Here is a 23,451-nt window from a genome sequence, read left to right on the forward strand (position 1 = left end):
CGCAGAAACAAAGTGTGCTGAACGAGTGCAAGTGGAGATGAGGCGACTAAGCCGCAGTAAAATGCTTTCGACGACAACAGGTGACTGTCTTTACCGAATACACTCAAATACAGTGGCGAGACACAGAGCCGACATGAGAGGCCGGAGATGAAAAGAGACACAAAGGGGATCCTCGTGCTTGATGAAAGCGGCGAGGTCAGGTTCTCGAGTGGACTGGGAACCGATAGTTATGTGACACGGAGCCTTACTGCTGCCTGGCGGAATCGTGGGCGCATTCCGCTCCGTCGTATGTGGGCAATCACCGATGTGGAACCGTCTCTGACGATTGCTGCGGTGCACACTCTTGAAGGTGTGTGCTTCATGATCTTTCAGGCGGTGGAATCTGATGATCTAAACGAGTTTCTTGCCGGTGTCGATTCGGCGGACGAGATTCTTCGCCACTTCATTTCGGATTCCTACCGGGCGATGGTGGTGGTCGATCCGACGGCCAAAATTTCCTACATGAGCCGTGTTCATGAGCGCCAGCTGGGCATCAAGCACGGGGAGGCAATAGGTCGACATGTCTCTGAGCTCATCGAAAACACTGGTCTGCCAGAATGTGTTGCCACCGGTAAAGCCCAGGTGGGGAAACTGATGGAGGTCAAAGGCATCACCCGCGTAGTGTCGCGGTTGCCGATTTTCGACCGTAATCATAAGCTCGTGGCCGCCATCGGGCAGGTGATGTTCAAGGGGCCCGAGGTCATCCGTGAGATGACTGAGGAGCTGTCGCGCGTCCGCAAAGAGCTCGACTTTTACAGGCGAGAGCTCTCTGGGATCCGCAACAGGAAGTACGGGCTAGACCAGATCGTTGGGAAAAGTGACGCGGTTCGGCGTCTCAAGGAAGATATCCTGCGCGTTGCGCCGCTTGATGTCCCGGTGCTTCTCGTAGGCGAGAGTGGGACAGGCAAGGAGCTGGTCGCCCACGCGATCCACATGCTTAGCCCGCGCAATGACCAACCGATGGTCGTCGTGAACTCGGCCGCAATGCCGGCAAACCTGGTTGAGAGCGAGCTCTTTGGCTACGAGGCTGGGGCTTTTACCGGCGCCGACAAGAAGGGGCGGAAAGGAAAGTTTGAAGCTGCCGACACAAGCAGTCTGTTTCTCGATGAAATTGGCGACATGCCATTGGACATCCAGGTGAAGCTGCTCCGAGTCTTGCAGGATGGGCTGTTTGAGCGAATCGGCGGCGACAAATCCAGACAGTCCGATTTCCGACTCATATCCGCAAGCAACCGAGACTTTGCCGCGATGATCGAAGAGAATACGTTCCGGTTGGATCTCTTCTATCGCATCAGTGCGGTTACGCTGCGGCTGCCTCCGTTGCGGGATCGTCTGGAAGACATTCCAGAACTGACCGACTCGTTCCTCGAAGCGTTTGCGATGCGTCAAGGACTGGCAAAGAAGACAGCGCCAGAGGATGTCATCCGATTCATCCAATCGAGATCTTGGCCTGGCAACATTCGCCAGCTTCAGCATGCTGTGGAGCGCGCAGCAATCTTTAGCGATGGCCCAGCGTTGACGATTGACAGCTTTGGGAACCTCGAAAGCGCTGAAAGCGTTCTCGAGCGCGGCAAAGGTGCGCAGACGATGGTGCGCGACTCGCAGGCATCCTCACTAGACGTACGAGATGCAAAGGACCGTGTCGAAGAGGACCTGATCTTGGAAGCCATGGACCGTACCGGAGGCAATAAGAAGCGCGTGGCGGAGGAGCTCGGGATTTCCAGGTCCTATCTCTATAAGCGCTTGCGTGAGATCTCGGCAAAACGCGGGGAAGTCATTACGGAGGAGTAGGCCGCCTGTCTGGTCGGGCGCAGCCCTGCCCCTTGGGGCACTTCGCGATGGAGCAAAGAGTTCCTAGGGGCAGCGGTGATTCACCTGCGCGATTGCAGGAAGGCTACAGACGGTAATCCATAGGCGGACCTTTCGGTTTGCCTGAGACTACTAATTGACGGCGACTGTATTTCCTACTTCTCGCCATTTGGCGTATTCGCGTTCGACAAACGAGCGAAACGCTGCGGGGGTGCCGGTGCTAGGCTCTGTGAACAGAGAGGATCGCATGCGCTCGGCCACGTCGGACATCGCTGATACTCTATTGAGTGCTTCATTGAGGCGGTCCACTGTTGCGGGCGTCATGCCGGCAGGCCCGACTACTCCGAAAAAGGTGTACGGATTCAGTCCATCGAGGCCGGGCACCTTCGCATCGTGTAGGTTTGGAACGTTCGGCATGTAGCTGAGTTGCTTGGTGGTGGTGAGAAGAATCGCGCGAGCTTTCCCGGAAGAAATGAGCGGCGCAGCGAGTTGAGCAGTCGTAACTCCAACTTGCACGTCGCCAGCGGCGACCGCGCGCATTGCCTCCCCGTCGGACTTGTATGGAACGTGCGTCATCGTTGTACCCGTCGCCTTCATGATGTACGCACCCTCAAGATGTCCAGCGCTTCCGGCACCGGCTGAGGCATACGTGAGCGCATTCGGGTGAGTTTTCGCGTAGGACACCAGGTCCGACATTGTCTTGACTGGCAGGTTCTGGCTAACAGTTACGACCCCTTGCGCGGTGCCGATGAAACTTATCAGCGAAAAATCCTTGAGTGGGTCATAGCCGAGATCCTTTCGCACAGCTGGGCCCTGCGTCAGTGCGCTTCCTCCAATCAACGCAAGGGTGTATCCATCCGGTGCAGCGCCGTGAAGGGTACGAATAGCGACCAGCTGACTAGCTCCTGGCTTGTTGTCGACGATGACTGGAACGCCGAGAATTTCCGAGAGCTTCTGACCGTAAAGGCGCGCGATAGTATCGGTCGCACCGCCGGCAGCAAATCCGACGAGCATGCGAATCGGTCGTGTGGGGTACGGCGGCTGCGCACTGGCGGAGGGGATGAGCGTAGCGCCGACACTGAGGACGGCAATAACCTTAATTAGTTGTTTCACAAAAGTCTCCTGCTTCTAATTTTCGTAGGCATCTTCAAGGCAAGGAATGAGTCAACAGATCTCTTCCGTATGCGCACTGGATCGGCCGGCTGCCCGTGTGCGCTGGCCGGATGGCGCAACGTCAGCATCCGCAAGGACCATGTCCGCACATTTCTCGCCGATCATCATGCATGGCACGCTGGTATTGCCGGAGATCATGGTGGGCATGACCGACGCGTCTGCGATGCGCAGCCCTTCAATACCAATGACGCGCAGATGTTCGTCGACCACAGCCAACTCATCACGACCCATTCGACAGGTCCCGACCATATGTTGAGTAATTTGACCGGTATTTCGAATGAAGTTGAGGATCTGGTCGTCGCTTTGAATGGTAGGGCCAGGTGACATTTCCTCAGCGATGTGGTCTCGTATTGGAGATGTACCGGCAATCTCTCGTGCCTTGCGGACAGCTGCAACCGCAGTCTGCCGGTCTGACTCGGTGTCGAGAAAGCGGTAACGGATGGCGGGTGCAGCGAAGGGGTCTGCCGAGCGGATGTGGATGCTGCCAGTGCTCTGGGTGCGTTGCACGTGCGCATACATAAAGAAGCCTTCGACGTCCGACATGCGTCGCCCCTTACCCTCCTTCAATTCGACGATATACGGGCTCACCACCATCATGACGTCCGGTTCGCACAGATTATCTTGGGAGCGTGCGAAGACGCGAATGGAGCCATGACCCTGCGCGATCAACCCTTTTCGGAACAGTGCCCAGCGCAGGATCTCGAGGCCGAGACGCCAACCTTTTCCCTTCTTGGCGAGCGAGATTTCGGGTTTGTTGAAGCGCCATTTCATGACTGCGGCGAAGTGATCGCGTAGGTTCTCACCAACTCCTCGAAGTTCGTGTTTCACCGGAATACCGTGACGCTCCAACACATCGCGACTGCCAATCCCAGAAAGCTCCAATAGCTTTGGCGTGTTGGCGGCACCTGCAGATACGATGACCTCGCGCTTGGCATGGGCTTCCAACATGACGCCGTTGTGCCGATATCGGATGCCCGTGCAGCGCTTTGCGCTAAGAGTGAGTGAGGTCACTTCGGCCCCGGTAAGCACGGTGAGATTTCGCCGATTCTTGGCCGGTGCCAAGTATTGTGTCGCCGTGCTCTGCCGCATCCCGCGGTAGCCCGTCAACTGGGCCATCGCGACCCCCTCCTGGCTGGCACCGCTGTAGTCGGCATTAAAAGGAATGCCGATGGCCTGAGCCGATTGGATGAAAAGATCGTAGAAGGACGACAGCTTTTTGCTCTCCGTCACGCGGACAAGGCCCTGTCTGCCACGGTAGTCATCTGAGCCGAGATCGGTTCGCTCGATCTTCTTGAAGTACGGCAGGACTTCCTGATAGCTCCAACCCTTGCAGCCGAGTTCGCTCCACGTGTCATAGTCGATCTTCTGACCTCGGTTATAGACGATTGCATTGATGGAGCTGCTTCCCCCAAGCATCTTGCCGCGAGGCACGGCGATGCGGCGATTGCCATGCGTCGGGTCAGGTTCGGATTCGTACCGCCAATCGACGGCTGGGTTGTCTACGAGAAAAACGACGCCAAGAGGAGGCCGAGACCAAATATAGTCCGGCCCCTTGTCACCAGCTTCGAGGCACAGAACTGAATATTTCCCGCTTTCGCTCAAGCGGCTAGCGATGATGCCGCCGGCGGATCCTGATCCGACGACAATGTAGTCGAATGTAGTTTGCATGATGATTGACGACTTTCTGGAGGTGCCCCCGGTAACGCCGAGGTTGGAGGGTCGAGATGTATCAGTCACCATTGATGTAGACACTCTTCTCGTATAGAAAGCCGTCTAAGTGCTGCGCGCCGCCTTTCATTCCGTAACCGCTCTGCTTGCACCCGCTGAAGCCAACGGCTGGATCTGCGAGTCCATAGCAATTGATCCAGATCTTTCCGGCTTGAAGCCCGTGCATCATTTGCGTCATGGTTTTGACATTTGTCGTCCAGCACGCACCTCCCAACCCGTAGTCGGTATCGTTTGCCAGTCGAAGCGCATCATTGGCGGTGTCGAAAGGAATCACTGTAGCGACGGGGCCAAATATCTCCTCCCTAGCGATGCGCATGTCATTGGTTGCATCTCGGAAGATCGCGGGCGTAACGAAGTAACCTTCTGCCAGCGCACCGCTTAATCGCCCACCACCGATAGCTAGATTCGCTCCCTCTTTGCTGCCGACGGCTAGATAATCCAACACCCGCTCTAGCTGGCGTTTGGACACCAATGGTCCAAGCTGTGTCTCGGGATCGAATGGGTCACCAACCCTGATGCTTTTGGTGAATGTGCCGAGCCTCTCGACAAACTCGTCATAGATAGAGCGTTGAACAAACACGCGCGTCCCAGCTGAGCAGATCTGTCCGGAGTTGTTGTAGACCCCCATCGCTGCTCCCGGTACAGCTTTGGTCAAGTCTGCGTCTGCAAAGACGATGTCAGGGGACTTTCCGCCAAGTTCCAGTTGGACGCGCTTCATGTTTCCGGCTGACGCTTTGATGACTTCCCGACCTGTCAACGTGGATCCAGTAAACGCAATGCGATCGACGTCCATGTGCGCGGCCAGTGCGGCGCCCGCCTCGATGCCTAGGCCCGTTACGATATTCACGACGCCAGGCGGCACACCAGCCTCCACCAACAGTTCAGCAGTGCGAAGCGTCGTTAGCGATGCGTCCTCGGCTGTCTTGATGACGCTGGTACATCCGGTCGCCAGGACTCCTCCGAGAATCCACCACATGCTGATCAGTGGGGCGTTCCAGGGAATAATTCCGCCCACCACGCCGACGGGCGCCTTTAGTGTCAGTGTTGTGAAGTTGCCTGGCAGCGAGTTCGGAATGGTCGTGCCGCCCCAATTCATAGCTTGGCTGGCAAAATACATCACCGTCTGCAGCAAGCCGTTTCGCATTGACATGGTCCGGGTAATCGGAGCGCCCATATCCATGGACTCGAGGATTGCGAGTTCCTCGAAATTGCGTTCGAGCACGTCTCTGACTCGAAGCATTAGCGCGTAGCGCTGATGTGGGGTGAACCGGCTCCAGGGCCCCTCGAAGGTGTCTCGCGCAACCCGAACTGCGGCATCAACGTCTTCGGAACGACCTCGAGCCAGCCGCGCAATGACTGCGCCCGTTGCCGGGTTGAACGTGTCTATAGTTTCCCCTGACAACGCGGCCGTCCATCTTCCACCAATAAAATGCTTCATCACCGGGTTGGACAAAAAATCCAACTCCGGCACCGTAGGTTTCGCGTTCAAGGTTTGCCTCCTATTGCCGTTCCAATCTCCGTGGAACAACACTGATCCACCGATACAAATCTCGTTTTGATGACGAGCGCAGAGCAAGTCTAGAAGGGCCTTGTTTGCAGCAGGAAATACCGAATGATTGCGTCCCCCATCGCGTTTCCTTATGGCGCAGTGGCTTCCGTCGCTCCGGGGGCTGTTCGAATGCCCTGCCATGTTCCAGATTCGGCGAGACGATGGACGGTTTCTACCAGTTCTGCCCGCACGATTGCCGCCGAGGCGGACAATTTTTGAACGGGCAGGGCATATAGGTAGTGTGGGCGTGTGATCGGTGCGTCTGAAATAGGCAGGCAGCGCCAGCCTGGTCCAGCTGGAAACACGGCTGTAGAGGCCATTGGCTGAATTGTCGCTCCGCCTCCCTCTGCCACATACCGCATGACCAAGAGCAAAGAGTCGATCTCCGCGGAAATCTCTACGCTTAACTTTGCGCGCTCAAGTTCGGCCATGAACCGCCGGCGAACGTTGTGTGTCGTCGTAGAAAGCACGATAGGTAGCGCGACGGTCTCTTTCAATGTCAGAGATTGCCGGTCGCGGGGGACGAGTGGGCTGTCCTCAGGTATGACGACAAAGATCTCTTCGTCCAGCAAAGGGGTGAAGTCTAGTCCGCTGGCGGCAGTTGAACTGAATAAGACGGCGATATCAAGCTCGTCGCGCCTAGCTCTTTCTTCGAGATGTCCCGGCAACGCCGACACAATGTTAAGGACAATGCCAGGGTAGGCATCTTTCAGATGTCGCAGTAGTGGTAAACCCAGCATGCACGCGGTGGAAGGGGCCAGTCCGAGCGTCACACGGCCTTTGACATCCGAGAATTCCTGACGTGCGACGAGGACTGCTTCATCCAGCTGCCGAAGCATGAGCTTAGCGTGACGGTAAAGCGCTTCGCCGTTGGGCGTTGGAACAACACCGCGAGCAGATCGCACCAGTAGAGGCTTTCCGACTTCGTCCTCCAACCGAGCAATCTGTTGGCTTAATGCCGGTTGTGCGACAAAGAACTGCCGTGAAGCCTTGGTCAAGCTACCACTTTCGACAACCTGGACAAAGTAACGCAGTCCACGGACATCCATATCCGCCCCTCCCAAGTTGGATACGACGAGCAAGGCAATCTGCGTGCCTGCTGCGGCGAGGTGCAAGGTCTGTTCAAGATTGCGTGTTGCGCGGGTGCGAATCGAAAACATGTAGTTGGCAAGATCACCGGCGTGCTTCTCGCAGACACTTGAAGGTAGCGGCTTGGTGAGGTCGTTTCATTGAGCTTATGAGACTGCGCCACTTGGCTACCGAAGGAGGCTATTGAATCTATACTGGTGCGCTCCGACGCTGAAACCACGATTGGAGGCGCGAATGAAGGTCGAAGGGCGGTGCCATTGCGGAGCGATACACTACGAGGCAGAGGTTGAGCCAGGTACGGTAACCATATGCAATTGCGCGGATTGCCAGATGCAGTCCGGCTCGGTCTTCCGTGCGAATGTCCCTGCATCGGCAGAGACCTTCCGCATCATAAAAGGCGACCCCAAGAAGTACCTGAAGATAGCGCCGAGTGGAGCGACGCGCATACATGCGTTCTGCGAAAACTGCGGAGGCCCGATCTATTCCTCTGCGGAAGTCGATCCGAAGACCTATTCCCTACGTATTGGCGCGCTGAAGCAGCGCTATGAGTTGGGGAGCCCGGTCAGACAGATTTGGACGAAGAGACGATTTCCGTGGATTCCTCCGCTCGACGGGGTTGAAGAATTCGATGGCCAACCTTGACTGAGCCGCAGTGTGGACGAACGAGAAGCGACTAGACAAAGGTATCTGAAATTTGCGAAGGAGGAAGCGCGTCATCGCTCGCCTTCATACGAGCAGCTCTGCAATCGTATCGCAGAAGCCGAGGCGATGGTGACGTTCCTGGTCAGCTTGCCTTTCGAGAAAAGACAACCCAACCTTTTTCTCGGCGCTGTACGCTATCTGTCGGAAGAAGTCCTTTCTTGGGAGGACTTCAGGGACTTTGTCTTCGTAAGTGCGGATGCGCTTAAAGCGGTGATGCTCGCGCGATCGACGCAGACCAATGAACCAGCGCGATGCGCGACACTGATTCCTTTGCTATCCAGACTTCAAGGGCCTCTAGCTTTGCTCGAAGTTGGGGCGTCTGCAGGACTCTGCTTGCTACCGGACTTCTATCGCTATGACTTCAATGGACAATCTGTCACGGGTTCGAACGCGACTGCTGCTTCACCGGTGCTGCGATGCAGGCTGACCGGATATGGAGGGCAGCAACTAAGATGTCCTGAAATAGTCTGGCGCGCAGGGCTGGATCTCAATCCTCTGGACGTCACAAAGCCCACTGATACCAAATGGCTTGAGTCCCTGGTGTGGCCCGAACAGACAGAGCGCCTGGAAAATCTACGGGCTGCAATTCGCGTCGCATCGACGTGCCGACCTGATGTAAGGCCAGGAGACCTCCGGAGAGATTTCCTCGGATTGGCTGCGGAGGCGCCTCGGGATGCGACGCTCGTCATATTCCACATGGCGGTACTAACCTATGTTGCCGACGAGTCGGCAAGAGAGCAGTTTGTACGAGACGCTAGCGCAGTGGGTCATCATTGGATTTCCAATGAATGGCCCAAAGTGGTTCCGCCTCTGCAGGCTGCTCTGCAAACGGATTCAACTGCCAACTTTTTGCTGATGCTTGACCGCCAACCGATGGGCTGGGCGGACCCACATGGCTCCGCCCTGGATTGGTTGTAGCAGTCTCAGGGCTTTTCGCGGAAGGCTGAGTACAGGTTGACGTAGCCGCGCTCTACGCGTTTCTTTGCATGGATCGCGGCAGACTCTCGGTTTAGTGGGGTGAATCCGAAGCCTTGGACTAGGCGCTGCATAAACCCTGCTCGCGCAGCAATGGCGATGGCATCGTGAAATGCATGCTCATTCCATCCAGCTGCGAAGACTGCGTCCGCATCCACTTGACTTAGCGCGTTCGGCTCGAGCACAAGCTTTCTCACGTATGCAAGCAGCACCTTGAGAGCGGCGTCAATCGCGCAGCTTTCCGGGGATAGGAGGAGGCGCTCGACGAGACCGTCTTCGACTCCCCAGGCATAGGCCACCTCCGCGTGGGCCACTTGAACGAACTCGCAGCCGCCCAGCCCAGCGGCATACGCGAGAATCAGCTCGCGGATGCCTTGGCCGAGGGGCGAGTCGCCGTTCATGAGCTGTTGGCTCATATGAGACCAGGGCCCGTAGATATCGGGATACTTCGCAAACACTGCGGGCGGGCCCGCGTCGGGGGGGAGCGATTTGAGAAACGGCATGGCTTGTTCTTTCCAGGCGTTGAGTCGGTTTCCAGTTCGGGGTGACGACCAATTCACTACCCAACCTGCAAGTTAGTCGGTTGCAATGATATGGTTCTCTTTCAAGAGCTTACCCCACCGTCCGTACTCTGCACGGACGAAGCTCTGAAAGGCTGCAGGATCTTTCATCGTGCCGGGGGAAATCGCTGCTCGCTGTAGCTGCTCCCGAACATCCTCGCGAGCGAGAACTTGTACCAGTGCAGCATTGACTTTCTCCACAATCGGTTGGGGAGTGTTCCGGGGAGAGAAGATACCAAGCCAATTGGTTACCGTGAAGCCGGCGAGTTCCTGACTTGCAACGGGGACACCTGGAAGTATTGGGCTGGGCTTGTCGCTAGTTACGGCAAGGGCAACAAGGCGATTCTCCTTCACGAATGGATAGATAGGTGTCAAGTCCATTACCACGCCGTCGACGTGCCCTGCGATGGTGTCATTGACAGCGGGGCTGGCCCCCTTATATGGAACGTGTACAAAGCGCGCGTTCGACGCTTTTGCCAGCAACTCAATCGTCAGATGCGGCAAGCCACCGGTGCCTGACGACGCCATGGAAACAGGTTGACGCTTGGCGCGGGCGATCAGCTCTGCGAGAGTCTTCACTCCCAATGCCGGATTTACGGCGACGGCCTGTGGAATGGTACCAATTTGGTTAATCGCTGTGAGATCCGTCAGGGGATTAAAGGATGGTTTGGTGGAGAGCTGGGGGGCCAATAGAACATGACTGACGGTACCCATCATCAGGGTATGACCGTCCGGCAAGGCTTTCGCAACATACTCGGCGCTGATGGAACCATTCGCACCAGGTTTGTTTTCGACCACTACCGTCGCGCCGAGCAACTCGCCAAGGTGCCGGGAAATTATGCGGGCAGAGGTGTCAAGGGAGCCTCCTGGCGGAGCGCCGACCAAGATACGAATGGGGTTCGATGAGGGGGCAGCGCACGCCAGCTGAGCGGATGCAATGGTGGCGACTACGAAGGCGGAAAGTCGCCACGTGAATTGCTTGATTGAGTAGGTGATTTCCATAACATGTCTCCATTCTTTACACCGATTTCGGGGAGCTTTCTGTGAAGCCTTCCTCGGGGGACCAGGGAAAAATTCCCTAGTCTTCTCTAGGCTGCGTCACGTCGACGGCGTCAGCCCATAGATGCGATTTGCGGTTTCGCTGTACAACGACCGGGCTTCTTCTGGCGAGCAGCCCTCCGTGATCCGCTTGAACGTGTTCCATAAGGTTCCGTAGCTGAAACCCGCGCGATCGACCGGGAAGTTGGAGGACACCATGCAACGCTGGACACCAAAAAGATCAATGCATGGCTCGATATACGGTCGCCACAAATCAGCGAGGTGCTCCGAGGTAGGAGGCGAAGGTTCGACGGTAAAGTCGAAGCTCCCGAGGCACATGAGAAGACCGCCCAGCTTTACCGACACGTTCGCACATTTGGCGAGATCCCGCATTCCGGCTAGCCAGGTTGCGTGAACTTCCGCGGCTCTGCCTGAGTAGCTGCCGTGGCCCACAGGGCTACCTGTATGGATGAGCACTATGCTGGCGTCGGGATGCTTGCGTGCTAACGCTACAACGTCGGGCAACTGTGGGTGATAGATGCTCGCTTCGAATACGAGTCCAAGTGAACTTAGAACGTCGAGGCCCTCGTCAAAAGAGCGCTCCAAATACAGTCCAGGCCGATCTGCACAGACGGCGCCCCGTACTACCGGGTCTGCGTCCCACTTTGCTCGTTGCCGGACACCCTTAAATCTGCGCCCGCCAGCTTCGAGGTGAGCTTCAAGAGTTTCGCGGGTCTTTGAGCCTAGCGTGAGATCTGCGAATCCGATAATTCCCGCGGCGACGCGTGAGGGGGTGTAGAAACCACTCGCTCCGATGGCCGACATGCCTACAGCAAAATCAGTTTCCCCAACACACCGCAAATGTTCAGGACCCGAGTCTCGATACATGGAGTGGCATTCCACGAAGACTGATGCCACAACGTTGTGTCCAGACGCCTTGATATCGTTGGCATACTCTTCCACAAAGTACTTGTATCCCGTGCGGTGGTGCCACAGATGGACATGCGGGTCGACGATGGGAATATCCGGTTCAATTGGAGCTTCGGCCTTAGCACGAGACAACCAAGAGTCATCAGGAGCTTGGGTCCGTCCAAATACCGACTGGGCGCTGTCGCTCATGCCGGCACCCCTACGGCCTTCATCGAACGCAGGTGGTCGTTGTTACCCTGCGTCACTCCGACTTCGAGTTGGCCAATCGCAGCCGTGTTGCTGCACAACACGCGAACTATACGGCGCGTGCGGACCATGGTCGCCCTTGTCACGCTCGCATGTGAGACGTGTTCGTTTACAAACAGCTGGGGAGGACCCGCCTGGTAGACGCGAGATGAATTGAGCTTTGACTTCACTGGTATGCCTCCAAAGGTAGCGGCTGCGTGTGCGAGCGACATTCAGCATTTTTTCCAGAAGAACGCTGTGAGCATTCCGCAAGAGATATGCCACCGAGGCTGCCGATGCTGTCGGGAGTAAGCGACCGAAGCGTTCAAGAAGTGCGAAGCGCCTTGTGTCTCCGAAGGATGCACTTCGAGGCGCAGGAGAACAGTGGATTGAATTAAGTGCTGACAGAGTTGAGTCATAGTTCGCGACCGCGACGCTCAATCGATAGCCACAGACCGACGTCACTAGATCTATCAACGCATGATGGGAAATTCTAGGATTCGATAGATCCGGACCACGACTATCAGCGCGTAGAGCGCTAGCCGTACGCCTCTCATCCACTAGATCAGCGGTGGTCGGTGAAGAAAAACCCTGTCAATTCTTCCAGACGCATCTGTGCGCATCGAAAACATTGTGACCTCGCCGCGTACAAATGAGACATCGATGCCTACACCGATGTTTTTTCCGATGCCCGGCGGCAACCATTCCTCGTGATCCCGTCGCCAGCTGCAACCTCGTTCTGAGGCCCGCCCTTTATGGTTTTCCCTCTGTCTGCTGTTTGTGGCATGACGATTGCAGAACCGGCTGCATTGACAGTCATTAAAACGATGGCGTTGATCGCAACGGAACAGCCCCGCTTCTGTTGTGCCATTACATGCAGAAAGAGAGAGGAGACACAATGAAAAAGGGATCGAGCATGCTGCTCGCCACGGCGGCATGTCTTTCGACGGGCGTTGCCTATGGGCAGTCGAACGTGACGATATACGGTGTTGTTGATGGGGGCATTGAGTACGCGAATCACCAGCCAGGAGGGGGGCACGATACTGTGCGCGTAACAAGCGGGAATCTGTCTGGATCACGTTGGGGGTTACGTGGAACGGAAGACCTAGGGGGTGGATTGAAGGGTGTATTTGTTCTCGAAAGTGGTTATGACGTCGATACTGGAAAGTCCGGGCAGGGCGGTCGACTATTCGGTCGTACTGCCTATGTCGGACTGAATAATCGATTTGGCTCGCTTCTGCTGGGTCGACAAAACAACTCACTGTTCGACGTTATCCCAGATTTCGAACCAATTGTTCTTGCTGCGCGCTATTCAATTCTCAACCAAGATATCGCATTTGCCTCTCGCGCAGACAATACCGTGAAGTATGTAGGCACGTTTGGCGGATTTAAGGCTAGCGCGATGTACAGCTTTGGCGCAGACAGCAGCCTTGTGAACGGTAGCGAGGTGCCTGGGTCACCAAAGCTTGGGAGAGAGTTCGGCGGATACGTTAGCTATTCGGGCGGTCCATTCGGTGTTGCGGCTGCCTACGATGAAATCAATACTGGCACAACAACAAAGACTCCGGATGCAAAGACGCGACGCGCGACCATCATGGGCACGTATGCTGTAGGGGATGCAACTCTCTATGCAGGTTACCGTTGGGCGAAGGCATATGATGGCGCGTTTATGCCTGTCGCAGGAGCTGCCGCCTTGCCGACTCAGCGCTCCAACCTCTGGTGGACAGGCGTACGCTGGAGTGCCAGCGGTCCGCTTACACTGTCCGCAGCAGCCTACTATCAAGATTTTGCCGGGACTTCTGCGGATCCTTGGCTCTTTGTGGTGTCAAGTAACTATGCGTTCTCCAAGCGTACGGATGCTTACTTGTCGGTAGGCTATACCAAGAATCGCTCTGGATCAGATCTCGGCCTGGGTAACGGCGGACAGGGATTTGGAACTGTAGTGCCAGGTGCAAACCAGTTTGGTGTAACTGCGGGACTGCGTCACAAGTTCTAATATGTTGGCCCCGGCGCGTAGGAGCGCCGGGCAACTTCCAGACATCGCAAGCAAACTCAATTCTTGCAAGTAGCTCGCAATCGGTGATCAATGTCGATGCCCCGCTTCATGCAGGGCACGTAGACTTCGGCCCAATCGGCTCCCTAATCCGACGGCCAGTCCCATTGCCCAGAAAACGCCACCGCTACCCAGCACTCCGCCCGCAACACCGAATAGCAGAGGCATTGCTACGCTCGATGCGTTAACCATCAGAAGGCGCATCGCTACTGCTTCACCATGTCGACTCGCCGGGGTGATCTGATGCAGGAAGCTCATAATCATGGGCTGGACGCTGCCAAGCCCCATGCCGATGAGTATCGAGCACCCTCCCATGGATACCGCGGTTTGTGCGAACGGATAGAGGCAAAGAAAAACCCCAGTCAGAAGCATTGCGTTCGTAATGAGAACCCAATCTGACACCTTCGCTGTTAGAACCGGAAGCAAGATGCGAATCGTCGCGGCGGCCATCGCAAACGAAGCCAGAACGCTACCTATAGCTGATGCAGAGAGGTTCCGCTCATGTCCGAGAACGGGGACCATGAAGCCGTGTACGTCCCAAGACGCCGCCACAAACCAGTTCATCAATAATAAGCGAGCGAAGCCCGGCTGTCGCCAAAGGCTCCAGGCGCTACCGGATTTCGCATTGCAGTCGAGCGTGCTTGGAGACTCCTGCGCTGTTCGGACCAGTAGCCACGCAACCAGGGGAAAGGAGGCGAGAAACAGAAATGCGGCTCGGAAGCCTCCGTGGTCGATGATGAGACCTGCGGTCATCGGACCAAGGAAGTTGGATATCGCGGGAGCAAGCGAAAGCCAAGAAAACGCCCGCTTCAGTTCAGCAGCGTTATGAGCATGCCGTCCGACATGGCGTTGCATAGCGATCGATGAGGTGCCTGCCGCAGCACCGGCACACAGCGCGCTGAAGCAGAGTACCGCGTACGTCGGGTAGAAAAAGGCAGCGCAGGCTCCAACCATTGATGTAACGGCGCTCAGCCGCACCGGTGACTTGAGTCCATACCTGTCGGCAAGACGACCCGCAGGAAGGGCGAGGAATACTTGTGTAAGCGCGAAGAGTGCAACGAGAGCACCGACTTGAGTCCTACCACGGCCTTCGCTCAAAGCCAGAAGGGGCGCAGCCATTCGCATTCCTGTCATCGACGCGTGGAGGCAAACTTGACCAGCGATGACGCGCGCAAGGCCTGGCCCTTCGCGTGTGTCTCTTTGGAGGCTCATCGTCTTTTACGGGGGCTTCATTATTGGCCCTCAATCGTTCCGCTTAGCATCCGTGGTCAAATTGAAGGACGGGTGTTCTGCGAGTTGAATGGTGCCCTCGAAGCAAAAGTGAGGGGCGCAGTGTCAGATGCCAGTGCAGCCACCACCAGGCGGTGATTTGGACGCGGCCTAGGGCATTGCAAGGGAAGGGTGGGAGCCCTCTCCCTAGGACGGAGTATCCTTTGGGAGAGGGAAGCGCTATGGGTGTTTAGGCGCCTGCAAACTCGAGACCGGCCATCGCCTCGTACTTGCGCCGCATTTCATCGAGGTTGGCAGTTGCGCCAAACTCGTTGACACCCGCTTCGAACAGAGTACGGACTTCACTGGCAATGAGCATTGGGGCGCCACATTCGGCAGCCATGCGCGCAGCCAGTTTGAGGTCCTTGGCCATAAGGGCAAGCTGGAAATCGGCTGTAGCCTTACCTTCGGAGAGCGTCGGCAAGATTCGCTCCGATGCACCACTCCATCCCGTGCTGTTATTGATGACGTCCGACATATCGGAAATCTTCAGGCCGTATTTCACGCCAACAGCGGCGGCTTCATACGTAAACATGCGGTTGCAGGAAGCTACCGTGTTCTGAATGAGCTTTGCGACGTGTCCGTTCCCAGTCTCTCCGCAATACACGACATTGGGACTGATCGACTTTAGGATGGGCTGAACCTTGCCAAAGGAGTCCGCCGGTCCTCCGCAGATCAGGGCGATTGTGCCAGCTACAGCGCCGCGTGGGCCCCCAGATACAGGTGCGTCCACCAACGAGACGCCTTGCTCTGCCAACTTAGCGGCAATCTCCCGAGTGATGGTGGGATCGCCAGTAGTCTGGTCCACGATGATCTTGCCCGCGCTGAGTCCGGATGACAAACCGTCTTTGCCGAAGACTACTTCTCGCACGACTGCCGATGTCGGAACGCAGACGAAAATGATGTCGCACTCTGCGGCGAGCGAGGGGAGGTCACGGGCCCCGACAGCACCTTCCGCTTCAAATGCACGTACAACCTCTGGTCGCGAGTCATATACGTGCATTCTTCGCGAGAGCATCAGCCGCCGGGTAAGAGCGCCGCCCATTGCACCGAGTCCGACGTAGCCGACGCGCAGCTCTCGCACATCTTCATCTGTAGCGCATGGCGGGACTACTTCCTTGTGATCATCGGCAACCCGCGTGTTTGCCATGGATTCGATGAGTCCAAGGATCTCCTCAAGCTGCGCGGCTTGTCCGAGAGTGCTCACGCCAATTTGAAGGAGGCTGCGTGCCGCGCTGGTAATGGGCGTAGGCGCTCCGCAGTTCATACCCATGGCGATCGCTTGGTTCAAATCCTTCAGCATTAGCGACATGGCGAAGCTCGATGATGAAGCTTTTCCGTCCACCATATTGCGAAGCATCAGCTTCGACGTGCGGTTGCGACCGGATCCCATGTTAATGACGTCTGTCATTGCAGCGAGCGACAGACCCATCTTTTTGCCCATTGCAACGATTTCGAGCGTTGCAAGACGACAGCCTGCGCTAAGGACATTGTTGACGAGCTTCATCGCCTGGCCGTCGCCCACTCGTTGTCCACAGCGGAAGACATTCGGACTGATTGACTTCAGAACGGGTAGAGCCTTCTCATAAGTCGAGTCGTCGCCGGATGCCATGATGGTGATTGTGCCACCCGCTGCACCTGCAACGCCGCCCGAGACCGGGGCGTCAATCAATGCCACGCCGCGTTCGGCCAGGGCCTGCGCCAACTGTTGAGTTTCCTCCGGCACACCACTGGTCTGGTCAATAACCAGCTTCCCAGGGGCGAGTCCCTCAGACATGCCATTCGGACCGAATAGGACTTGGCGGACATCTGCACTGCGAGGAAGGCACAGAAGCACTACGTCGCATGCACGAGCCAGTTCAGCCGCATTGTCGGCGATGATTGCACCGCGTTTTTCGAACTCGGAGAGGACGCTGCTGTTTCGGTCCCACACCATGAGCTTGTGGTCGCTGAGAAATCTCGACGCGAGCGCACTGCCCATGGCCCCCAAGCCAATGTATCCAATCTGCATCATTCAGCTCCGGCTTGCTTTTCTTCGGCCTCAAACAAGCCGAGGGCTGCTTTGCCTGCAGCCAGACCTGCTGGCCAGCCCGCGTAGAACGTAACCTGTACGACGAGTCCTCGCAGTTCGTCCAGGGTGATACCGGCTTCAACGCCTCGGCGCATCCATACCTTGAGTTCATCTACCTTCCCGCCAGCTGCAAGGACGCCGCAGGTCACCAGGATCCGATCGCGGTATGCCAGTTCTGGCTGCTTCCAAACATCCCCCAAAAGAACCTGCTCGCGGATGCGCGCCAGTTGAGGAACGTTCTTGTAAACGCGTGCGGATTCCGAAGTCGAGGTGGGTTGCATATGGTCTCCTTTGTGTAGATCACTGGTTGAATGGACCACACATACGCAAAGCGTGTGCCATCGAAACTATCGGCCGTAGTGAGTCCGAGGTGAAGTTCGGGTGTCGCCCACGAAGGCAACTATGCCGACAACTGTATTTTTCGAGAACACTCTAGTGCTTAGGTCTGTTGGATACGCTTCGAGAAAGGGTGGCACAGGGATTGCGAATGCGGGATTGTGTTCCTCTTCGAGTGCGAACTCTCTTTCTAGGCATGTACAAGCTAGTTTTGCTACGCCATGGCGAGTCGCTGTGGAATCGGGAGAACCGATTCGCTGGATGGGCCGATGTGGGCCTGACGCAAGAAGGTGTCAGGCAGGCAAGAGAGTGTGGGCGGCTTCTTCTGCGTTCAGGGATTGATGTATCGATTTGCTATTCGTCTGTGCTGAAGCGCGCTACGCATACGCTATGGCATTGCTTAGACGAGATAGATCGCACGTGGTGTCCCGTCAACTATTCTTGGCGTCTGAACGAACGCCACTATGGCGCTTTGGAGGGCCGCAACAAGACTGACCTGGCCCAGCAGTACGGCCAGGAAAAGGTGACGTTATGGCGACGTGGATATGAAATACGCCCGCCGGCGCTCGAGCTAGGGGACCCTCGCTGCCAAACTCGGGCTGGGCGGTATGCCCACTTGGCAGATGGCGAAATTCCTTGCTCTGAATCGCTGAAAGATGTCGTGGGGCGCGTGTTGCCTCTCTGGCAACAGTCTATACAGCATGAAATTCGGCTAGGAAAGCAGGTGCTGATCGCCGCCCATGGCAACTCCTTGCGGGCCTTGATTAAGTACCTCGACAACGTGCCGGATCGTGAAATCATGCATGTGGAGGTTCCGAACGCCATCCCCCTTATCTACGAGCTAGATAAGGGGCTTCAACCTGTAAGGAGTTACTATTTGCGGAACTAGGAGGCCAAGATCCCGGTAACGGGTAGACGGGCGAGCCGCGGTACGAAGTGAATTTGTCGAGTTTGAAAGCCCCGTAGAGACACGGGGCTCCAGACAACGGTCAACCGATAGATGCAAGCATTTCCGTCAACTGCCCGGGCATCAGAGTCATGGCGTCGTGCGCTGTCGGGATCTCCAAGTAAGTCCAACCAGGAAGGCTAATCGCAATTCGACGCGATTCGTGTGTCGACGCAAAGTACGGGTTGGTACAAGCGATATATGTTGCTGGTAGTCCATTGCCAATTGGATTCTGGAGTTGCAGCTTGTCGTAGTACGTCTGGAGTGGGTGCGGCGTCAGCTTTTCCGCAAGCCACGCCGCGGTATCGGGATCCGTAATGCCAAACTGTTCCGGTGCGGCGGGCGGGATCGCGAGTTCGTGGCCGGATTCCATCGCGCGCTTCCTGTACATTTCGACACGCTCTGGAGACCGGTCGGCTGACGACTCATTCGACCGAAGAACCAAAGCGTCTAGATACACCAGGTGACGCAATTGTTCCGGCATGCGATCCGCAAGCCCGGAAACGACGGAGCCCGCAAAGCTGTGGCCAACGAGGACGACATCCGTTAGGTCCTCATAGCGAATTACCTGCGCAACGTCCTCAATGAAGGTCTCCAGAGTTGGCTTCAATGACAGAAGATGGGAGCGCTCACCCAGCCCCGTAAGCGTTGGAGTGTAGACGGTGTGGCCCAATCCACGCAGGCGCTTGGCGACATCTTTCCAACACCATGCGCCGTGGTAGGCACCATGAACAAGTACGTAAGTCTTGGAATTCATTTTCATCATTCTTTCGTTACTTTAAGGTCTTGAAGCAAGCTGTCCATTTGTGAAGCTTCCTTGACGATGTAGGCCTGAAACTCATCAGGCGTAGCCGTCATTGGTTCTGATCCTTCCGCACGGAATCGATTGCTCAACTCCTTGCTGTCCTTTGCATAGCGCAGGGCTTCGGCGAGCCGTTGAATGACCTCCTGTGGCGCTCCGGCAGGAGCGAAGAGGGCCGTCCAGAAGTAATAGGAGAAGTTAATGCCTTGCTCTGCGAATGTCGGCACGTCAGGTAGGGCTGCTAGCCGTTGGACACTCGTAACGCCCGAGGCGCGGAGCTTTCCCGCCTGCACGTAGGCTGCTCCGCCGCTGTAACCGCCAAAGATCATGCTCACTCGTCCCGAAGCAACTTCGGGTAGTGCCACGCCGTTCCCTTTGAATGGAATATGTAATACATCGAGTCCGGCTCGATGCAAAAAGAGGGCCGCGCCAAGATGAGGTGGCCCGCCGATGCCGCCAGAGGCATAGGTTAGCTTGCCAGGATGCGCCTTGGCTCGTGAAATGAAATCACTAACTGAACGGTCGGGTTGCCCTGCGCCCACATACATGATCTGTGGCGTTCGCACCATGGGCCCAACAGCGGTGAAGTCCTTTGCTGGGTCGTATCCAGGGTTGAGCTTTAACGCCGGCATTGCGGTGAACGCATTGGCCTGAGCTAGAAGAGTGTATCCGTCAGCGGGGGCTGCTTTGACCACGCGGGTACCAAGCAACGTCTCGCCACCTGGCCGGTTCTCTACGACCACCGCCTGCTCCAGCTTCTCGCTCATCTTTTGCGCGATTAGCCTCGTTGTGAGGTCTAGTGCGCCGCCGGGCGCGGCGGGTACGACGATGCGTATGGGTCTTGAAGGGAATCGGTCGGCCGCACCGGCTGAGTTAGAGGCTGTGGCAAGCATAGCGAGAGCGAAAAGTCCGCAAGCTCGCGATATCAGAATCGGCATTCAATTTGTCTCCACCTATTGTTTGGGGCAGGACAGTACGCAACATCGATGCCAGCGCCATTGCTAGTTCAAAGGGTAGCCGTTATATGCGAATAGTCGACAGCCGCATTGAGTCGCCGTCGCTTTCGATGCTTGAAGTTTCGCGGGTGACACTCGAATGCGTTTGCCAAGGACACCGTGTTTGCGCCGCGGACATCAGCATGTCTGCTGCGGCATCTCAGCCGGCACTTCTCTCGGGTAGGGGTAGGGAAGACCCTGCCGATGTCCGCGTGGTCGCATTATTGGGGCCGCTCTCCAGCAAATGGCATGGTTCATGCGTAATGGAGCGACCAGGACCGAAAATCAACTTACTTCGGATCCGGAAGCCCAAGCGGACCACCGCTTCGGAGAACATGAATATCGGAGACTACTCAATTGAAAAGGCATGGTACTCGTCGCGAACTTGCGGCAGCGTCAATAGGGAACTTCGGCGAAATCTATGACTTTGCCGTCTTTGCTTTTTCCGTGCCCGTTCTGGCGGCGCACTTCTTCCCAGGCACAGATAAAACTGCGGCTCTGCTGAGCACGTTCGCCGTCTATGCAGTCGCCTTCTTTGCGCGTCCGTTAGGCGGAGTCCTCTTCGGTAGTCTGGCCGACAAGATTGGCCGCATCAGGGTCATGGCAGCTACGGTGTGGCTGATGGCTGTAGGAACCGTCGCCATCGGTTTGCTGCCAACGTATGAAACCATCGGGATTGCGGCGCCAATCCTCCTGGTGGCAGCCCGCTTCGCCCAAGGGCTTGCGGTCGGCGGAGAAACGACAGGTAGCAGTGCATTCATCGTCGAGGCGGCGCCGGAGAGTGCCCGCGGCAAGTGGATGGGCATCATGTGGTTCTTTTCGTATATGCCAAACGCTTTTGTGGCAATTCTGCTGTTCGTGCTGCAGATTGCTGTTGGGTCGGAAACATACAATGAGTGGGTATGGCGCGTCCCATTTGTTGCCGGTGGGCTGATTGGCATTGTTGGATTCTGGTTGCGACGAAGTCTCGATGACCCTGAGGAATTCAAGCAAGCTGCGGCAAAGTCGAAAGGTCAGAACCCCCTGCGAGCAGTTTCTAAGTCCAACGGGCTCAAATGCATGCTGGCAGTTCTCATGATTCAACCTGTGCTTGCCGTCGGATCGTATTTGGTCATTGGATTCATGTACTCATTCCTCGTCAAGCAAGTGAAGCTCGACTCGGAGATGGCTCTTCTGACCAATGCGATAGCGATTACTGCTCTCGCTGCAGTGATTCCCGTGGGTGGGATGTTGAGCGATCGCTTTGGGAGAAAGAAGATCCTGACGATTGGCGCGGCATGGGTAGCGCTCGCAGCGTACCCAGCGGTCTACCTGGCGGCGTCCGGTACGGTTGTCAATGCGTTGCTTGGCCAGATTCTGGTTAGCCTAGGGGTGGGTCTCTATGGTGGCGCTGCGTTTACTGCGATGGCTGAGGTTTTTCCCACATCTTTTCGCGCTACTGGACATGCCATCTCGTATCAGCTCAGCGTCGCGATTTTCGGCGGTTCCACGCCGTTCATCAGCACTTGGCTCGTTAGCAAGTTCTCTATGCCACTTGCGCCGGGGTTCTATGCCGCCATCATTTCTATGCTCGGGCTCATCGCGGTTCAATTCGTACCTGAAACAGCGGGAAGTCGTCTTCGCGATGGAGCGAATGACGTTGATGAGCAGTCGCATCCTAGGGCTACGCACGTCAGGTGAAGTAAGTCACTAACACAGAGTTCGATCGATAAACGCATCGAAATGGGAAGCGCAGGGCGCACGTAGCAGCGCGTCCTGCCTGCCAAAAAACCGCCTTTCAACAGATGTTGAACATACCCGAATCCAATCCGACGGGTTCGGCGTTTCCAGTTATCAACTCTAGGAACCCTGATGAAGAACCGATGGACGACCGTCGCGACGAACGTTGCGGCAGCCTTATGCCTTGTCGCGCTGACCCTTCCTAATGCTGCTATGGCCCAGACAAAAGACATCACGATTACGTTGACCGGTCAGTCGATGATCCGTGGCGATACCCGAGTTGATGCGCCTGAGGCGGTGCCTGTCATCAAGTCGCTGATTAAGGGTGACGCCGCTTTCACGAATTTCGAGGCGGCAGTTTACGATCCAAAAAAAGGACAAACCACGCGAGATGGGCGATTCGCATCGCCACCCGAGGCGATGGAAGCCCTCAAGTCTTTCGGGTTTAATCTACTATCGCTCTCAAATAACCATTCGTTCGATGTAAAAACTCCCGGAATCTTGAATACACTAGAAACGGCTGACCGGCTTAAGGTCGGGCATGCCGGAACCGGTCGAAATATCAATGAAGCGGACAATTGGTCGTTGGTCGAGACACCAAAAGGCAAGATCGCACTTATCGCGCTTGCGTCGGGAATGATCCGTGAGGGCGCTCGTGCGACAGACAATCATCCCGGAGTGAACGAACTGCGAATCGCAGGGACCACTCCGAATGCGGAAGATGTCCAACGCATCCTGCAGCGTGTAAGGGAGGCCAAGAAGGTTGCAGACATTGTGATCGTGTCACAGCACAACCATCACTTTCCTAATGTGGAGGAAGACTTCGCTCAGCTCCTGCTCTCGGAATTGCCGGGACGTCTTGCGGCGCCACAATGGTTGGAAACCTGGGCACGACAGCTTGTGGATGCCGGCGCGGACGTCGTCTCCATGCACGGGCCCCCTCTCTTGCACGGCCTGGAGGTCTACAAGGGAAAGCCGATCTTCTACAGTCTCGGTAATTTCATTTTTCAAGTACCCCCAGAATCTGTGCATTTGGAGGAGCCGATCCTGTGGGAAAGTGTGGTGGCATATGTGGAGTTCGGAGGCGGGAAGCTCAAGGCAATTCACTTTCAACCCATTGCAATGAACAAGGTCGGTAAAGGCTTGCCGAATCCGCACGATCAGTTCGATGTTAACGAGTACCACCGTACCAGAGGGCTGCCAAAGCCGGCCACTGGGAAGCAGGCGCGGTACCTTCTGGAACGTTTCGCGCAGTCCTCCAAAGTGTACGGTACGCAGATCGCGATCAAGGACGGAACGGCTGACCTCGTAGTTCCGACCGCATACTAGTACGCTGAACCACCAAACCTTGAGAGCGGCATAGAGAATCTGCCGTGGGTTGAGAGCGCGCCGGACATCATTAGCAATGGTGTACGGCGCGTGGCATTTCTAGTGACAGTTGAA

The 23,451-nt window shown here is 56.4% G+C and carries 19 protein-coding genes; 7 read left to right on the plus strand and 12 right to left on the minus strand.

The genetic code is table 11. From position 1 onward, the window contains the following. Positions 1-147: 147 nt before the first annotated feature. Positions 148-1,830, plus strand: coding sequence for a sigma-54 interaction domain-containing protein (locus tag K6G35_RS21465; RefSeq protein ID WP_495677038.1), 1,683 nt, complete (start codon positions 148-150; stop codon positions 1,828-1,830). A gap of 150 nt (positions 1,831-1,980) precedes the next feature. On the opposite strand, the gene K6G35_RS21470 is transcribed toward K6G35_RS21465, so the two are convergent. The 4 genes from K6G35_RS21470 to K6G35_RS21485 all read right to left on the minus strand — a co-directional run bounded on the left by K6G35_RS21470 (position 1,981) and on the right by K6G35_RS21485 (position 7,458). Beyond that, positions 1,981-2,961, minus strand: coding sequence for a Bug family tripartite tricarboxylate transporter substrate binding protein (locus K6G35_RS21470; protein ID WP_495677039.1), 981 nt, complete (start codon positions 2,959-2,961; stop codon positions 1,981-1,983). A 51-nt stretch (positions 2,962-3,012) separates the two neighbouring features. After that, positions 3,013-4,689, minus strand: coding sequence for a GMC family oxidoreductase (locus tag K6G35_RS21475; RefSeq protein ID WP_495677040.1), 1,677 nt, complete (start codon positions 4,687-4,689; stop codon positions 3,013-3,015). 61 nt (positions 4,690-4,750) lie between these two features. Further along, positions 4,751-6,187 carry an aldehyde dehydrogenase family protein gene (locus K6G35_RS21480; RefSeq protein WP_495677120.1) on the minus strand — a complete coding sequence of 479 codons (1,437 nt, stop codon included), beginning with the start codon at positions 6,185-6,187 and terminating at the stop codon, positions 4,751-4,753. A gap of 200 nt (positions 6,188-6,387) precedes the next feature. Beyond that, entirely contained in the window at positions 6,388-7,458 is a 1,071-nt protein-coding gene (locus K6G35_RS21485; RefSeq protein WP_495677041.1) for a LysR substrate-binding domain-containing protein, read from the minus strand. 163 nt (positions 7,459-7,621) lie between these two features. Here K6G35_RS21485 and K6G35_RS21490 point away from each other — a divergent pair, with 163 nt between their 5' ends. Next, entirely contained in the window at positions 7,622-8,029 is a 408-nt protein-coding gene (locus K6G35_RS21490; RefSeq protein ID WP_495677042.1) for a GFA family protein, read from the plus strand. A gap of 12 nt (positions 8,030-8,041) precedes the next feature. Further along, positions 8,042-9,007 carry a DUF2332 domain-containing protein gene (locus K6G35_RS21495; RefSeq protein WP_495677043.1) on the plus strand — a complete coding sequence of 322 codons (966 nt, stop codon included), beginning with the start codon at positions 8,042-8,044 and terminating at the stop codon, positions 9,005-9,007. A 5-nt stretch (positions 9,008-9,012) separates the two neighbouring features. Here the strand turns inward: K6G35_RS21495 and K6G35_RS21500 are convergent, their stop codons facing one another. From K6G35_RS21500 to K6G35_RS21510, 3 genes are all read right to left on the minus strand, one after another. Beyond that, positions 9,013-9,567 (minus strand): carboxymuconolactone decarboxylase family protein, encoded by a 555-nt coding sequence (locus tag K6G35_RS21500; RefSeq protein ID WP_495677044.1) that lies wholly within the window; start codon positions 9,565-9,567, stop codon positions 9,013-9,015. Positions 9,568-9,639: 72 nt separating this feature from the next. After that, positions 9,640-10,626 carry a Bug family tripartite tricarboxylate transporter substrate binding protein gene (locus tag K6G35_RS21505; RefSeq protein WP_495677045.1) on the minus strand — a complete coding sequence of 329 codons (987 nt, stop codon included), beginning with the start codon at positions 10,624-10,626 and terminating at the stop codon, positions 9,640-9,642. 96 nt (positions 10,627-10,722) lie between these two features. Next, complete coding sequence (locus tag K6G35_RS21510) at positions 10,723-11,781, minus strand: amidohydrolase family protein (RefSeq protein WP_495677046.1); 1,059 nt, start codon at positions 11,779-11,781, stop codon at positions 10,723-10,725. 934 nt (positions 11,782-12,715) lie between these two features. Between K6G35_RS21510 and K6G35_RS21515 the strand changes: the two genes are divergently transcribed. Continuing rightward, positions 12,716-13,813 carry a porin gene (locus K6G35_RS21515; RefSeq protein ID WP_495677047.1) on the plus strand — a complete coding sequence of 366 codons (1,098 nt, stop codon included), beginning with the start codon at positions 12,716-12,718 and terminating at the stop codon, positions 13,811-13,813. A gap of 87 nt (positions 13,814-13,900) precedes the next feature. On the opposite strand, the gene K6G35_RS21520 is transcribed toward K6G35_RS21515, so the two are convergent. The 3 genes from K6G35_RS21520 to K6G35_RS21530 form a co-directional block, all read right to left on the minus strand. Then, positions 13,901-15,082 (minus strand): MFS transporter, encoded by a 1,182-nt coding sequence (locus tag K6G35_RS21520; protein WP_495677048.1) that lies wholly within the window; start codon positions 15,080-15,082, stop codon positions 13,901-13,903. Positions 15,083-15,329: 247 nt separating this feature from the next. Further along, positions 15,330-17,153, minus strand: coding sequence for an NAD(P)-dependent oxidoreductase (locus K6G35_RS21525; RefSeq protein ID WP_495677049.1), 1,824 nt, complete (start codon positions 17,151-17,153; stop codon positions 15,330-15,332). Beyond that, entirely contained in the window at positions 17,150-17,491 is a 342-nt protein-coding gene (locus tag K6G35_RS21530) for a carboxymuconolactone decarboxylase family protein (protein ID WP_495677050.1), read from the minus strand. Before K6G35_RS21530 ends, K6G35_RS21525 begins: the two co-directional genes overlap by 4 nt. A gap of 251 nt (positions 17,492-17,742) precedes the next feature. Between K6G35_RS21530 and gpmA the strand changes: the two genes are divergently transcribed. Beyond that, a complete protein-coding gene (gene gpmA, locus K6G35_RS21535; protein WP_495677051.1) occupies positions 17,743-18,435 on the plus strand; it encodes a 2,3-diphosphoglycerate-dependent phosphoglycerate mutase in 693 nt (230 codons plus the stop codon). A 100-nt stretch (positions 18,436-18,535) separates the two neighbouring features. Here gpmA and K6G35_RS21540 read toward each other — a convergent pair whose 3' ends face one another. Together K6G35_RS21540 and K6G35_RS21545 are read right to left on the minus strand one after the other, a co-directional pair. After that, the gene (locus K6G35_RS21540; protein ID WP_495677052.1) at positions 18,536-19,249 is read right to left on the minus strand and encodes an alpha/beta fold hydrolase; all 714 of its coding nucleotides are present in this window, start codon (positions 19,247-19,249) and stop codon (positions 18,536-18,538) included. Between the two features lie 5 nt (positions 19,250-19,254). Then, the gene (locus K6G35_RS21545) at positions 19,255-20,232 is read right to left on the minus strand and encodes a Bug family tripartite tricarboxylate transporter substrate binding protein (RefSeq protein WP_495677053.1); all 978 of its coding nucleotides are present in this window, start codon (positions 20,230-20,232) and stop codon (positions 19,255-19,257) included. A gap of 414 nt (positions 20,233-20,646) precedes the next feature. Here K6G35_RS21545 and K6G35_RS21550 point away from each other — a divergent pair, with 414 nt between their 5' ends. Both K6G35_RS21550 and K6G35_RS21555 read left to right on the plus strand, forming a co-directional pair. After that, positions 20,647-21,969 carry an MFS transporter gene (locus K6G35_RS21550; protein ID WP_495677054.1) on the plus strand — a complete coding sequence of 441 codons (1,323 nt, stop codon included), beginning with the start codon at positions 20,647-20,649 and terminating at the stop codon, positions 21,967-21,969. Positions 21,970-22,140: 171 nt separating this feature from the next. Then, positions 22,141-23,337, plus strand: coding sequence for a CapA family protein (locus tag K6G35_RS21555; RefSeq protein WP_495677055.1), 1,197 nt, complete (start codon positions 22,141-22,143; stop codon positions 23,335-23,337). Positions 23,338-23,451: the final 114 nt, after the last annotated feature.

The sequence above is a fragment of the Cupriavidus sp. HY129 genome (genome assembly GCF_059492215.1).

Bases quoted from the DNA above. Each gene is read 5' to 3' on its own strand.
- K6G35_RS21465 (WP_495677038.1), top strand. From the start codon at position 148: ATGAAAAGAGACACAAAGGGGATCCTCGTGCTTGATGAAAGCGGCGAG.
- K6G35_RS21475 (WP_495677040.1), bottom strand. From the start codon at position 4,689: ATGCAAACTACATTCGACTACATTGTCGTCGGATCAGGATCCGCCGGC.
- K6G35_RS21480 (WP_495677120.1), bottom strand. From the start codon at position 6,187: ATGAAGCATTTTATTGGTGGAAGATGGACGGCCGCGTTGTCAGGGGAA.
- K6G35_RS21485 (WP_495677041.1), bottom strand. From the start codon at position 7,458: ATGTTTTCGATTCGCACCCGCGCAACACGCAATCTTGAACAGACCTTG.
- K6G35_RS21490 (WP_495677042.1), top strand. From the start codon at position 7,622: ATGAAGGTCGAAGGGCGGTGCCATTGCGGAGCGATACACTACGAGGCA.
- K6G35_RS21500 (WP_495677044.1), bottom strand. From the start codon at position 9,567: ATGCCGTTTCTCAAATCGCTCCCCCCCGACGCGGGCCCGCCCGCAGTG.
- K6G35_RS21505 (WP_495677045.1), bottom strand. From the start codon at position 10,626: ATGGAAATCACCTACTCAATCAAGCAATTCACGTGGCGACTTTCCGCC.
- K6G35_RS21510 (WP_495677046.1), bottom strand. From the start codon at position 11,781: ATGAGCGACAGCGCCCAGTCGGTATTTGGACGGACCCAAGCTCCTGAT.
- K6G35_RS21515 (WP_495677047.1), top strand. From the start codon at position 12,716: ATGAAAAAGGGATCGAGCATGCTGCTCGCCACGGCGGCATGTCTTTCG.
- K6G35_RS21520 (WP_495677048.1), bottom strand. From the start codon at position 15,082: ATGAGCCTCCAAAGAGACACACGCGAAGGGCCAGGCCTTGCGCGCGTC.
- K6G35_RS21525 (WP_495677049.1), bottom strand. From the start codon at position 17,153: ATGATGCAGATTGGATACATTGGCTTGGGGGCCATGGGCAGTGCGCTC.
- K6G35_RS21530 (WP_495677050.1), bottom strand. From the start codon at position 17,491: ATGCAACCCACCTCGACTTCGGAATCCGCACGCGTTTACAAGAACGTT.
- gpmA (WP_495677051.1), top strand. From the start codon at position 17,743: ATGTACAAGCTAGTTTTGCTACGCCATGGCGAGTCGCTGTGGAATCGG.
- K6G35_RS21540 (WP_495677052.1), bottom strand. From the start codon at position 19,249: ATGAATTCCAAGACTTACGTACTTGTTCATGGTGCCTACCACGGCGCA.
- K6G35_RS21545 (WP_495677053.1), bottom strand. From the start codon at position 20,232: ATGCCGATTCTGATATCGCGAGCTTGCGGACTTTTCGCTCTCGCTATG.
- K6G35_RS21555 (WP_495677055.1), top strand. From the start codon at position 22,141: ATGAAGAACCGATGGACGACCGTCGCGACGAACGTTGCGGCAGCCTTA.